The 13,265-nt window shown below is 70.0% G+C and carries 9 protein-coding genes and 1 pseudogene; 6 read left to right on the top strand and 4 right to left on the bottom strand.

Annotated elements, in window-relative coordinates; all coding sequences use genetic code 11:
* Positions 1–444 (bottom strand): annotated as a pseudogene (locus tag C1I98_RS23855) (hypothetical protein); the annotation flags it as partial.
* A 99-nt stretch (positions 445–543) separates the two neighbouring features.
* On the opposite strand from C1I98_RS23855, the gene C1I98_RS23860 reads away from it, so the two are divergent.
* Both C1I98_RS23860 and treS read left to right on the top strand, forming a co-directional pair.
* On the top strand, positions 544–2,211 hold the full coding sequence (locus C1I98_RS23860) for an asparagine synthetase B family protein (RefSeq protein WP_111169660.1): 1,668 nt from the start codon (positions 544–546) through the stop codon (positions 2,209–2,211).
* Positions 2,212–2,495: 284 nt separating this feature from the next.
* The gene (treS, locus tag C1I98_RS23865) at positions 2,496–4,181 is read left to right on the top strand and encodes a maltose alpha-D-glucosyltransferase (RefSeq protein WP_111169661.1); all 1,686 of its coding nucleotides are present in this window, start codon (positions 2,496–2,498) and stop codon (positions 4,179–4,181) included.
* Between the two features lie 6 nt (positions 4,182–4,187).
* Here the strand turns inward: treS and C1I98_RS23870 are convergent, their stop codons facing one another.
* Genes C1I98_RS23870 through C1I98_RS23880 form a run of 3 tightly spaced genes read right to left on the bottom strand, consistent with a single transcriptional unit; the run spans position 4,188 to position 7,800 of the window.
* Positions 4,188–6,506, bottom strand: a complete 2,319-nt coding sequence (locus C1I98_RS23870) for an ABC transporter permease (protein WP_111169662.1) — start codon at positions 6,504–6,506, stop codon at positions 4,188–4,190.
* An 11-nt stretch (positions 6,507–6,517) separates the two neighbouring features.
* Positions 6,518–7,297 carry an ABC transporter ATP-binding protein gene (locus C1I98_RS23875; RefSeq protein WP_233508127.1) on the bottom strand — a complete coding sequence of 260 codons (780 nt, stop codon included), beginning with the start codon at positions 7,295–7,297 and terminating at the stop codon, positions 6,518–6,520.
* Positions 7,294–7,800 carry a PadR family transcriptional regulator gene (locus C1I98_RS23880; RefSeq protein ID WP_111169663.1) on the bottom strand — a complete coding sequence of 169 codons (507 nt, stop codon included), beginning with the start codon at positions 7,798–7,800 and terminating at the stop codon, positions 7,294–7,296. Before C1I98_RS23880 ends, C1I98_RS23875 begins: the two co-directional genes overlap by 4 nt.
* 130 nt (positions 7,801–7,930) lie before the next feature.
* On the opposite strand from C1I98_RS23880, the gene C1I98_RS23885 reads away from it, so the two are divergent.
* The 4 genes from C1I98_RS23885 (at position 7,931) to C1I98_RS23900 (ending at position 12,944) form a co-directional block, all read left to right on the top strand.
* Positions 7,931–9,202: an ABC transporter substrate-binding protein gene (locus C1I98_RS23885; RefSeq protein WP_233508128.1), complete on the top strand. Its 1,272-nt coding sequence runs from the start codon at positions 7,931–7,933 to the stop codon at positions 9,200–9,202.
* Positions 9,203–9,282: 80 nt separating this feature from the next.
* Positions 9,283–10,614 carry an ABC transporter substrate-binding protein gene (locus C1I98_RS23890; RefSeq protein ID WP_111169664.1) on the top strand — a complete coding sequence of 444 codons (1,332 nt, stop codon included), beginning with the start codon at positions 9,283–9,285 and terminating at the stop codon, positions 10,612–10,614.
* Positions 10,615–10,626: 12 nt separating this feature from the next.
* Entirely contained in the window at positions 10,627–12,057 is a 1,431-nt protein-coding gene (locus C1I98_RS23895) for an ABC transporter permease (RefSeq protein WP_233508129.1), read from the top strand.
* Positions 12,054–12,944 carry a carbohydrate ABC transporter permease gene (locus C1I98_RS23900; RefSeq protein ID WP_111169665.1) on the top strand — a complete coding sequence of 297 codons (891 nt, stop codon included), beginning with the start codon at positions 12,054–12,056 and terminating at the stop codon, positions 12,942–12,944. Before C1I98_RS23895 ends, C1I98_RS23900 begins: the two co-directional genes overlap by 4 nt.
* Positions 12,945–13,265 lie beyond the last annotated feature (321 nt).

The following is a 13,265-nucleotide window of genomic DNA, read 5'->3' on the forward strand; positions in this document are numbered from 1 at the left end:
TTTTTCCAAGCGGAAGACAGCATACGAGATGAGCGCTAGTCGCGTGGGCTCGGAAGATGGGTATAAGAGACAGTGCTGGGCGGCGCGGCGCAGGCCGCGGGCCAGCCGTACCGGGTTGCGCTTACCGGACTTGATCGCGTCGCCGAGCCTGGACCAGCGGGCGACCTGCATGGAGGACAGCTTCCAGCGGGCGACCTCGGTCTGGTAGCGCTGCTCGGAGAGTTCGCGGCGCAGTTTGTCCTCGCTCGCCCGCGCGTCGGCGAGTTCCCGCTCGACCTCTCGCAACCGCGTGTTGACCTCGCGCAACTCCTGTGTGGCGCGTTCGGCCTCGGCGAGCTTGGCCTGCGCGGCGTCCAGGAGCCGCGCCAGCTCGGCGGCCCGTTCCGCCTGCGCCATGGCGTCTCGCAGTGCCCGCCGGGTGCCGTCCAGTCGCTCGCCAGCCACGTCGTCCTCCGATCACTGAGCGGTGCAAAAGGATACTCTTTCGGCTAATCGCGACAGTGGCGAACCGAATGCGATCCAAGACCGGGAAGGGATGAGTCCGTGCGTGAGGGGGACTGGCCTGCGTTCAACGTCCGGCCGTACGTGTGCGGTGCGATCGGCGGCGTGGACCCGGCGCTCCTGGCGGACCTGTGCGCCGCCGGGCCCAAGACGCGCGCGGCCCTGCAGACCGACGGCGCGGCGCTGTTCAGCAGCGGGCCGCTGGCCCCCTACCACCGCGACGGGCACGGATACGCGTTCGCCTGGGGGGAGCGCAGGCCGCTGGTCGCCGACCGCTGGATGTCGATCGCCGAGACCCATGAGACCCCCGGGCTCATCGACGACGGACACCAGGTGACGCTGCACGCCGGCGGGCTCGGGCTGGTGGACGTCTACTACGTGCGCACCCCCGGGGCGGTCTACTTCTCCTCGCTGCTCGAACCGCTGCTCGCGCTGGCGGGCGAGCGGCGCGAGATGGACTGGGACGCCTGGGCGTCCATCCTGCGAGTCACCTTCCCGCTGGGCGACGGCACGCCGTACGACGCGGTCAAGCGGCTCTCCGGCGCGAGCGCGCTGGTCTACGACCGTGCGGCGCGGCGGGTGAGCGTCGATCGGCGGCCGCCCCGCTGGGTGCGCGAGGAGCCCTACGAGGCGTGGCGCGGCGCGGGCGAACTGCTGTCGATCCTGCACGAGGTCTACAAGGAGTTCGAGGACCGTCCGCTGCTCGTGCCGGTCAGCGGCGGCTACGACTCCCGGCTGCTGTGCTCGGTGGCGGTGGCCAGGGGCGCGGACGTGGAGTCCTGGACGACGAGCCCGGACGACGGCACAGACACCGACATCGCCTTCGCCCGCGCGATCACCCGCGAACTCGGCGTACGGCACCGCGTGGTCGAGCAGGACCCCGCCCGCTACCCCGCCGACGCGCTGGAGGTGGCGCGCAGGCTGGAGTACCTCACCCCGCACCACGCCTGGTACGCCCCCTTCGCCAAGGAGGTCCACCGCTCCGGGCGCACCCTGGTGGACGGCCTGGCCGGCGGCCCCCTGCTGAAGAACTTCATGGTCAGCGGCGAGGCGATGCACGCGGGCACGGCCGCGGACCGCCAGGCCGCGGTGCTCAGGTCGCTCGCCCTGGGCGCGCCCTCGATGCCCTTCCTGTCCGAGCCGGCGGGCGAGTGGATCGAGCAGACCGTCCGCGAGTCGTTCACCCGTTCCACGTCCATGCTGCACGGCCACCGGGCCGAACTTCCGCTCTCGGTGCTGCACACGCGCACGGTCAGGGGCATCGCCCGCTCCCCGGTCAACCTGGTGGGCCCGGAGGCGTCGTTCGCCGCGCCGTTCATCCACCCGGCCTTCTTCGACGCCGCGCTGTCGGTCGGGGTGGCCCGCAAGGACAAGGGGCGCTTCTACCGCGAACTGCTGCACGAGGCCAACCCCAGGGTGGCGGCGCTGCCGTCCACCAACGTGGTCAAGCAGCCGCTCACCCGCGTGCCGCTGCGCTCGGCCGCCGCACCCGCCCGCGCCCACGGGCACCGGATGCTGACCGCCCTGGCCACGCGGGTGCCCGGGCTGCTCTCGCCGGAGCTGCACGACATGATCGGCCAGGGACCGGACGCGCTGGCCAGGTTCAACGGGTGGAACGACCGGTTCTGGGTGCGCGGTCTCGTGCTGTTCGGGTCCTGGATCATCGACAACGAGGGAGAACTACGGGATCTGACGCCGCCCTGGGCGTGATGACCTCGCCGTTTCGGTCGTGCCAACTCAAGGTAACGGCGTAATTACGGGCCTTGCGCACGGAGTCGCCGAAGATTCCCCCGCGCACCCTTGATATCCCGCTTCAGCAGGGGCGGGCCGCTGCTAATGTGTGGCTTGGAAAGCGCGCTGATGGACAGACCGAATCTACGATTCGGCCTGGGAGCGCATGGGGATGACTAGGGCTCCAGGCGGCGCGCGCTCACCCACAACCACAGCCGGGCGACCGGTGGGCCGGCTTCGCCTTTCCTGCATTGTGAGCGAGAATGATTGATGCATCCCCCTGCCCGGAACCGGTTTCCGAGGACTTCGTCTCGGCCGATCCGCAGTGGTACAAGCGAGCGGTCTTCTACGAAGTCCTCGTTCGCGGATACAAGGACTCCAACGCCGACGGCACCGGCGACCTGCGCGGGCTGATCGACCGGCTGGACTATCTGGAGTGGCTCGGCGTCGACTGCCTGTGGCTGCTGCCGCTATATGAGTCCCCGTTGCGCGACGGCGGTTATGACATCGCCGACTACATGAAGATTCTTTCGGATTTCGGGGATCTTGGGGACTTCGTGACCCTGGTCGAGGAGGCCCACCGGCGCGGGATCCGCATCATCACCGACCTGGTGATGAACCACACCAGCGACCGGCACCCGTGGTTCCAGGCGTCCAGGCACGACCCGGAGGGGCCGTTCGGCGACTTCTACGTGTGGTCCGACCATCCGGAGGGCTTCCCCGACGCCCCGATCATCTTCGTCGGCGCGGAGGAGTCCAACTGGACCTACGACCCCGTGCGCAAGCAGTACTACTGGCACCGGTTCTTCCACCACCAGCCCGACCTCAACTACGACAACCCGGCGGTCCAGGAGGCCATGCTGGAGGTCCTGCGCTTCTGGCTCGACCTCGGCATCGACGGGTTCCGGCTGGACGCCGTCCCGTACCTGTTCGAGCGGGAGGGCACGCTGTGCAGCGGCCTGCCGGAGACCCACGCCTACCTGAAGAAGGTCCGTGCCGAGGTCGACCGCCTCTACCCCGACCGGGTGCTGCTCGCCGAGGCCAACGGGTGGCCCGAAGACGTCGTCGAGTACTTCGGCGACCCCACCACCGGCGGTGACGAATGCCACATGGCCTTCCACTTCCCGCTGATGCCGCGGATCTTCATGGCGGTACGGCGGGGCAGCCGCGAGCCGATCTCCGAGATCATGTCGCGCACCCCCAAGATCCCGGAGAAGGCGCAGTGGGGCATCTTCCTCCGCAACCATGACGAGCTCACCCTGGAGACCGTCACCGAGGAAGAGCGCGACTACATGCACGCGGAGTACGCCAAGGACCCGCGGATGCGGGCCTACCTCGGCATCCGCCGCCGCCTAGCGCCGCTGCTGGACAACGACCGAGACCAGATCGAGCTGTTCACCGCGCTGCTGCTGTCCCTGCCAGGTTCGCCGGTCATGTACTACGGCGACGAGATCGGTATGGGCGACAACATCTGGCTCGACGACCGCGACGCCGTCCGCACGCCGATGCAGTGGAGCCCGGACCGCAACGCGGGCTTTTCCACCGCCGACCCCGGGCAGCTCTACCTGCCGGCGGTGATGGACCCGATCTACGGGTTCCAGGCGGTCAACGTCGAGGCCCAGCAGAAGAACCCGGCCTCGCTGCTGCACTTCACCAGGAGGATGCTGGAGATCAGGCGGCAGCATCCGGTGTTCGGCTCCGGCGTCTACAGCGAGCTGTGGTCCTCCAACCCGGCCGTGCTGACCTTCGTCCGCGAGGACGGCGACGACCGGATGATGTGCGTCAACAACCTGTCGAAGTACCCCCAGCCGGTCGAACTGGACCTGCGCCGCTTCGCCGGTTCGACGCCCGTCGAGTGCCGGGGCGAGGTGCCCTTCCCGGTCATCGGCGAGATGCCGTACCTGCTGACCCTTCCGGGCCACGGCTTCTACTGGTTCGCCATCCGCTAGCGCGGCTCACCTGGTGGCGACGGGCACCTGCGCCAGGGCCGCCCGTCGCGCCAGAAACAGCCGGAACAGCAGGGCCAGGGCCAGCGCCGCCACCGCGGCGGTCACCAGCGTGAGCACCGACGGCGGATGCCCGAGACCCGCGCCCACCCCGCTGGTGTGGCCCTGTACGTCGATCAGCCGGGCGACCAGCGAGGCCCCCGCCATCGTCCCGGCGACCACGCCGATCAGCACCAGCAGGCCGGTGCCGGTGATCATCGTGGCGACCACCTGGCGGGGCGTCAGCCCCATCGCCTTGAGCACCGCGAGGTCGGGGCCGTGGTCGCGTTCGGCCACCACGCTGGCGGTGTAGAGGTTGCTCAGCCCGATCAGCACCAGCAGCATGACCGGGATCAGGATCATCCAGCGGAGTTCGGCGAACCGCCGCGCCGGGTTGACCACCAGGCGCACCTCCAGCGCGTCGCCGGACGCCTCGCGCAGCCGCTGGGCGGTCTCCTCGGCCGGCTCGCCGGGCTTCAGCACCACGCTGTAGAACTCCGGCGGCGTGGCGTCCTTGGCGGGCAGGCTGTCGATCCCGAAGGACAGCACCTCGCCGTCGTGTTCCAGTTCCACCACCCGGCCCACGATGCGCACGATGAGCGGGGTCCCGCCGACCAGCACGCGGACCCGCTGGCCGATCTTCTTGTCCAGCCGGTCCAGCAGGCCCTGCCCGGCCACGGCCTCGCCCCTGACGGCGTACGGCCGCCCCTCCACGACCTTGAACGGGTAGGGCCGGGCGGACTCCCCCATCGCCCGGGCCAGCACGGTCCTCGGCTGCCCCTGGACCACGGCGTCCATGTCGGCCCCGGGGTAGATCGCCCTGACCGCGGGGTCGGCCGTGATCAGGGCCGTGGCACGGGTGGCGGGCAGCCGTCCCGGCCTGACCTCCAGGGCGGCGGCCTGACCGACCTGCTCGGGGTGGCGCAGGATGTTGTCGAGCGTGGACAGGCAGCCCAGCCCGATCGTGATCACCATCATCGGGATCATCACCCCGAAGACGGTGAGGACGGCGGGCAGCCTGCGGGTGAACGCGTCGCGGGCGCCGAGCACCAGGGCGGGCGGCAGGCGCACCAGGAGGGCGAGCCTGGCCAGCTTGGACAGCCGGCCGCGCGGCGGGGCGACCAGTACGGCGGGCGTCGGCGGCGTGCGCCCGGCGCGCCAGGCCGGCAGCGCCGCGGCGAGGATCACCACGGCGGCGGTGCCCGCCGCGATCAGCAGCGTGAGCATCGGCGACAGCCCGATCCCAGCGCCGCTGTGCAGCGACAGCGCGGTGACGAACCGGCCGGCCGCCAACCCGGCGGGCAGGCCGGCGGTCACGCCGATCAGGCCGAGCGCGGCGTGCTCGACGATCAGCATCGAGGTGACCTGGGCCCGGGTCATGCCGAGCGACTTCAGCGTGGCGAAGTCACGGGACTGGGTCAGCACCCGGCTGCCCACCGCATGTGCGATCGCCAGGCCGCCGGCCAGCAGCCCGCATCCGCCGAACAGCCCGAGCAGCAGACCGAACAGGCGGTTGTCGAGCATCATCGCGCCCTGCACGTCCAGCCAGGTCGAGACCCGCAGGACCCGACCGTCGAACTGCGCGGCCGAGTCGCCCGCCACCTGGACGGTGTTGTCGCGCCCCGGATCGGCCAGGCGCAGCCCGATGACCGACTGGCTGCGGCCGATGACCGGCTCGACCTGGTCGAGGGTGCGCGGCAGGGTCCAGGCCAGGCCGGGGGTCGAGGTGGGGTAGAACCCCTGCTCGGCGGTCTCGGCGATGCCGACCACGACGAGTTCGTGCCGCTGGCCGGACAGCGCGGTGACCGTGAACGAACCACCCGGCCGGAGGTTCTCCGCCGCGGCGAAGGACCGCTCCAGCACGACCCCGTCGGCGTCGTCCGCGCTCAGCCAGCGGCCCTCGCGCACCACCGGCCGCGCGATCCTCGGCGGCTCGGGACCCAGCGCCCGCAGCGCGAGCGGGGCGTTGCGCCCGTCGTGGGTGAGCGTGACCGGCGCGCTGCGGTACGGCCCGGCCACGCCGGTCCGCTCGGGGATGCCCGTGGGGGCGGCGACCTGACCGCCCTGCCCGTTCTGTACGTGAATCCACACATGAGCGCCGTTGGTCTCGTCGAACAGCCCGCGCCAGGGGTTGGTGCCGCCCTCCAGCAGGGTGGCCGCGGCGACGAGCGCCGTCACGATGCCGCCCACCGTCAGCACGGTGACCAGCGCGTGGCCCCACCGCGCCCGGAGGTCGGCGGCGATCCACCGGATCGGCGCCCGGTGCGCGCTCGCCTTGCGCGGGGACATTCGCACGACGCCTAGCCTCCGAAATCGGCCAGGCCGCCGGGACCGGCCGCCGTCCTGCGGCCGGGCGGCTCGATCGGCGCGTCGTCGGCGACCTGCCCGTCGAACAGGTAGATCATCCGGTCGGCCAGGCTGGCCAGGCGGGCCTCGTGGGTGACCATGACGATGGTCTGGCCGCTCTTATGGACCTTGTTCAGCAGGCCGAGCACCTGCTGGGCGTTGCGGCTGTCCAGGTTGCCGGTCGGCTCGTCGGCCAGCAGTACGCTCGGCCGGTTGGCCAGCGCCCTGGCCAGCGCGACCCGCTGCTGCTCGCCGCCGGACAACCGGCTCGGGGCGGCGTCCGCCCGCTCGGCCAGCCCCAGGGCCTCAAGCAGCTCCTCCCGCCGCTCGCGGGCCTCCCGCGCGCTCGCGCCGGCCAGGAGCGAGGGCAGCTCCACGTTGTCGGCGACCGTCATGTTGGCGATCAGGTTGAAGAACTGGAAGACGAAGCCGATCTTCGTGCGCCGCAGCACCGCCCTGGCGCTCTCCGACATGGTGTCCAGCCTGCGCCCGTCCAGCCAGACCTCTCCGCTGGTGGCCGAGTCCAGGCCGCCCAGCAGGTGCGCGAGCGTGGACTTGCCCGACCCGGACGGGCCCATGATCACGACGAACTCGCCGGGGTGGATCTCCAGGTCGATTCCGCGCAGGGCGGCGACGGACACGCCGCCGTTGGGGTAGATCTTGGTGAGGTTGACCGTCCTGATCACCGGCTCCGGGCGCACCACCTCCAGCGGCTTGCTCTCGGCCCGTCTCACGGAAGCTCCTCCTGGCAGCGTTCCAGCCAGTCGAGGTCGGCCTGCAGGTGCAGCATGAACCCTTCGATGAGCAGATGGGCCACCCGGTTCGCCGGATCGGTGCGGGCGGCCAGCTCGTTGTACTCGCGCATCTGCCGCAGGCAGTGCCGGCGCTGCCGGTTGATCAGCGCCATCCGGTCGGCGATCCCGGTGAGCGGGGCGAGCACCAGCTTCATGAAGAACTCGTCGCGCACCCGCGGGCCCTCGGCCGGCCCGTCCACCCAGGCCGAAAGCGTCTCCCGGCCCGCCGCGGTGATGTAGTAGACCTTCTTGTTGGGCCGGTTGGACTGCTCCACGCCCACCGAGCGCACCAGGCCGTCCTTCTCCAGTCGACCCAGCGTCACGTATATCTGGCCGATGTTGGGAGACGGATATGCCGTGCCGAAGATCTGTTCGAGCGCCTGTTTCAGCTCGTACCCGTGGGCAGGCTCTTTCGCCAGAAGCGCCAGCAGCGGCGACCGCACGCCCCACCTCCTAAGGACCGAGTGACATGAGCGTTACGGGAATACCGGTTGACGCCCACATTACCGCTGTGCATAACATGCATGCATCTACCTAACACGCATGTAGCCACCTGGAGACCGGGAGGACAACGTGCAGCGCCGGATCGTCGCCCTGCTCGCCCTGGCAGCCATGCTGCCCGCGGGCTGTGCGGGGCTCGGCGACGACGGCGGGCCCACGGCGGCCGCCCCCCGGGACGACAAGATCACCCTGGTCGTCGGCCGTGAGGGCAGCGACTACCTCAAGACGCTGCTCGCCCGGTGGAACGAGCGAAACCCGGCCAAACAGGCCAGACTGCTCACCCTCCCCGAGGCCGCGGACGAACAGCGCGCCCAGTTGGTGGCCAATCTCCAGGCCAAGAGCGACGCCTACGACGTGCTCGCGCTCGACGTCGTGCTGACGGCGGAGTTCGCCGAAGCGGGGTGGATCATCCCGCTGGACGAGACGCAGTTCCCGCTCGACCGGTTCCTGCCGCCCGTGGTGCAGACCGCCCGCTACAAGCAGAAACTCTGGGCGGTGCCCTACTCCAGCAACGCCGGCCTGCTCTACTACCGCAAGGACATCCTCAAGAAGGAGGGCCTGGCCCCGCCCAAGACCTGGGCGGAGCTGCGCGACCAGGCCAATGCCCTGACCGCCCGCCACGACATCGGCGGGTACGCGGGACAGTTCCTGGCCTATGAGGGCCTGACCGTCAACTTCGCCGAGGCGCTGCAGTCCGCCGGGGGCAGGGACATCCTCAGCCCCGACGGCGCGCGCGTCACGCTGGACGTCGAGCGGGCCGGCCAGGGCATCGACTTCCTGCGCCAGGGGCTTCGCGAGGGCTGGATCCCCCGGGAGGCGCTGAGCTACAAGGAGGAGGAGTCGCGGGTGGCCTTCCAGGAGGGCAGGCTGCTGTTCGCCCGCAACTGGCCGCACGCGTACGGCTCGGCCGCCGCCTCGGAGATCAACGGGCGGTTCGCGGTGACCGGGCTGCCCGGCCGCGACGGCCCCGGCGTCAGCTCACTGGGCGGCCACAACCTGGCGATCAGCGCCTACTCCGCCCGGCAGGGGCCCGCGCTGGAGCTGATCAAATACCTCACCCGGCTGGACACCCAGCGCCTGGTGCTGACCGAGGGTTCCTTTCCCCCCGTCTGGGAAGAGCTGTACGACGATCCCGACCTGATCCATGAGTTCCCCTACCTGCCGGTGCTGAAGAAGGCGATCCGAACCGCACGACTCCGGCCCACCACGCCCGACTACGACCAGGTGAGCCTGACCATCGCCAACGCGGTGTCGCGGGCCCTCGCCACGCCTTCTGAGGGGGACGGCGGCGACATCGCCGCCTCCATGAGAACCGAGCTCGCCGAGATCATCCAGACCGGATGACCATCGGGGCGAACCCCCGTCCATGCCGGCCCGTCATACCCATAGTCACTTTGAGAAGCACATCGAACACAGGAGGTAACATGCGTACTGCCAAGGCCCTGGCAGCGTTGGCAGGGCTGGCGCTCGCGGCGGCCGCGTGCGGCGGCGGTGGCGGCACACCCCAGAGCGGGCAGACCGGAGGCGCCACGACGAGCAGCGCCCCGGCGGGGCCCAAACCCCTCGACGGCGTGAGCATCGAGGTCGCGGCCAAGTGGACCGGCGAGGAGCAGCGCAACTTCGAGCAGGTGCTCAAGGCGTTCCAGGCCAAGACCGGCGCGAAGGTCACCTACGCCTCGACCGGGGAGGACACCGGGGCCTACCTCGGCCCGCGCGTCCAGGGCGGCAACCCTCCGGACATCGCGATCCTCCCGCAGCCCGGCCTCGTCCAGCAGTACGCGGACCAGGACGCCCTCAAGCCGCTGTCGCCCGAGGTGCTGGCCGAGATCGACAAGAACTACACGCCGTACTGGAAGGAGCTGGGCTCGGCCGGCGGCAAGGTGTACGGCGTGCTGGTCAAGGCCGCGCACAAGTCGCTGATCTGGTACAACTCCACCTCCTTCGAGGATGCGGGCGTCCAGCCGCCCACCGACTGGGCCGGGCTGGTCACCGCCGCGCAGACCGTGGCCGACTCCGGCGTGGCACCGTTCTCCCTGTGCGGTGCCTCCGGCTGGACCCTCACCGACCTGTTCGAGAACGTCTACCTCTCCACGGCCGGACCGGACAACTACGACAAGCTCTCCAAGCACGAGATCAAGTGGACCGACGCCACCGTCACCGCCGCCCTCCAGAAGATCGCCGAGATCACCGGCAAGAAGGAGTACGTGCTCGGCGGCACCTCCGGCGCGCTGCAGACCGACTTCCCGACCTGCGTGACCCAGGTCTACGGCCAGAAGAAGGCCGCGATGGTGATCGAGGCCGACTTCGTGGCCGCGTCGGCGGCGGAGTCGGGCGCCAAGGTCGGGGAGACCGCGAAGTTCTTCCCCTTCCCCAAGGCGGGCGAGACCGAGCCGGTGGTGCTCGGCGGTGACATCGCGGTGGCGCTGAAGGAGTCCAAGGGGGCGATGGAACTGCTCGCCTACCTGGCCTCGGCCGAAGGCGGTTCGGTGTGGGCCAGGCTGCCCGGCTACCTGTCCCCCAACCGGAACGTCTCGCCGGCCAACTACCCCAGCGAGCTGACCAAGACGCTCGCCCAGACCATCATCGACGCCGGGGAGTCGGTCCGGTATGACATGTCCGACCTCGCACCGAGCGCCTTCGGCGGCACGGACGGCAAGGGCGAGTGGAAGCTGCTCCAGGACTTCCTGCGCGACCCCTCCGACATCAAGGGCATCCAGCAGAAGCTCGAAGACGAGGCCGCCAAGGCCTGGAAGTAAGAGGAGAAGGCCGTGACCGAACGGTCGGACGGCCCGCGGGACTCGCGGAGCGGCACGACGGCCGCCCGCGAGGCTCCCGCCGAGCCTGCGCAGCACCCCTCCGCGACAAGCGGAGGCGGCGGCTCCGCCGCCGCGAAGCCCACGTGGGGCGGACGGAGCGGGAACCTCGGGCCGTCACCGCGCGTGGCGATCTTCTTCCTGCTCCCCACCCTGATCCTGCTCGGCGCGATGGTCGTCTACCCGATCATCTACTCGATCTATCGCAGCCTGTTCGACCGCGCCGGGAACACCTTCGTCGGCCTGGGCAACTACACCGACATCTTCACCGACCAGTCCATGCTGACCACGATCAGGAACAACCTGATCTGGGTGGTGGTCGCCCCCATCCTGGTCACCACGCTCGGGCTGATCTTCGCGGTGCTGACCGAGCGGATCCGCTGGGCGACGGCGTTCAAGCTGATCGTGTTCATGCCGATGGCGGTGTCGCTGCTGGCCTCGGGCGTCATCTTCCGGCTGGTCTACGAGCAGGACCCGGACAAGGGCGTGGCCAACGCGGTGATCACCACCGTGCGGGACGCGTTCTCGTCCAGCGCCGGATATCCGGGGGCCCGGCCGCGGCCGAACGACGAGGCGCACGCCGTACAGAATGGAGCCGTGGTGACCCGGCAGCCGGTCGGGGCGGGCGGCCCCGCGCTGGTGCCGCTGGTGGGCCTGCGGCCGAACGCCGTCCCCGCCGACGCCGCGCCCGCCAAGGCACCGGCCGCGGGCGGCGGGCTGAGCGGCACGGTCTGGCTGGACTTCACGCCGGGCGGCGGCGGGAAGACCGGGCAGATCGACGCCGGCGAGAAGGGCATGCCGGGCATCACCGTCGAGGCGCTGCAGAACGGCGCGGTGCGCGACACCACCACCACCGCGTCCGACGGGACCTTCGCCTTCGCCGGACTGCCCGCGGGCCAGTACACCCTGCGGCTGCCGCAGGAGAACTTCGCGGCGGCCTTCAACGGGGTGAGCTGGCTCGGCCCGGCCCTGATCACACCGGCCATCATCGGGGCGTTCATCTGGGTGTGGGCGGGCTTCGCGATGGTGCTGATCGCCGCCGGGCTGGCGGCCATCCCGCGCGACGCGCTGGAGGCCGCCCGGATCGACGGCGCCACGGAATGGCAGGTGTTCCGCCAGATCACCGTGCCGCTGCTGTCGCCGGTGCTCGTGGTGGTCTTCGTCACGATGATCATCAACACCCTCAAGGTGTTCGACCTGGTCTTCGTGATCGCGCCCGGGTCGGTGCAGCCGCAGGCCAACGTGATCGCCCTGGAGATGTGGCGCGTCTCCTTCGGCGGCGGCGACAACCAGGGCCTGGGCTCGGCGCTGGCGATCTTCCTGCTGGTGCTGGTGCTGCCATTCATGATCATCAATATCCGGCGGTTCAGGAGGGAGGGCCGATGACCACCGCGCCAGTCGATTCCGGCCTCGCGGGCGCGCCGCGCCGCGGCGTGCTCGGCCGCATCGTGGACCGCGCCGGCGGCGGGCTCCTTCAGGTGTCCCTCATCGTGATCGCACTGTTCTGGCTGATCCCGACCCTGGGGCTGCTGGTCGTCTCGATCCGCGGCGAGACGTACAACAACTCCTCGGGATGGTGGACGGCCTTCACCCGCCCGGCCGAGCTGACCCTGGAGAACTACCAGAACCTGCTGGCCACCGGGTTCACCTCCTCCTTCTGGAACACCGTCCTGATCACGGTCCCGGCCACCGTACTGGTGATCGGCATCGCGGCGATGGCGGCCTACGCCTTCGCCTGGATCGAGTTCCCGGGGCGCGACCTGCTGTTCCTGGTGGTGATCGCGCTGCTCATCGTGCCGATCCAGATCGCGCTGATCCCGATCGCCCGGCTGTACGGCACGCTGAACATCGCGGGGTCGATCCTCGGGGTGGTGCTCTTCCACGTGGCGTTCGGCCTGCCGTTCGCCGTCTTCCTGCTGCGCAACTTCTTCGTCGGCATCCCCAGAGAGCTGCTGGAGGCGGCCCGGATGGACGGCGCGGGCGAATGGAAGATCTTCGCCACGGTGGTGTTCCCCCTGGCCGCTCCGGCGGTCGCCTCCCTGGGCATCTTCCAGTTCCTCTGGGTCTGGAACGACCTACTGGTGGCCCTGGTCTTCGCCGACACCGAAAACCAGCCGATGACCAAGGCCCTCCAATCGCAAATGCGCCAATTCGGCACCAACGTCGACGTCCTCGCCCCGGGCGCCTTCCTATCGCTGATCATCCCCCTGGTGCTGTTCTTCGCCTTCCAGCGCTACTTCGTTCAGGGAATGATGGCCGGCTCCGTTAAGTAACCCTTCCCGCCCGGTATCGCCCTGACGCCGCGATACCGGGCCCTTAAAGAGTCACCGCCAACGCGACCACCCCACGCCCTGAATACAATGCCATCCCGAACATACGCCGAGCATGGGGCGAATAAGAACACATCCCACCCCCGCAACAACGTGAATTCACCACCACAAACCGCACCGCCACCCATCACCAGACCGCCCACACAGATAACCGCCACAAATTCCCCCCATATAAGCGCAGCCCAGCAGACCAGCGCGCCCCAGACGATCCGCGAGCCCAGACCGGGCATCCAGTGAACACGGGGTGAATGACACCACCTCACC

The organism is Spongiactinospora gelatinilytica (genome assembly GCF_003236385.1).
Classification (GTDB): domain Bacteria; phylum Actinomycetota; class Actinomycetes; order Streptosporangiales; family Streptosporangiaceae; genus Spongiactinospora; species Spongiactinospora gelatinilytica.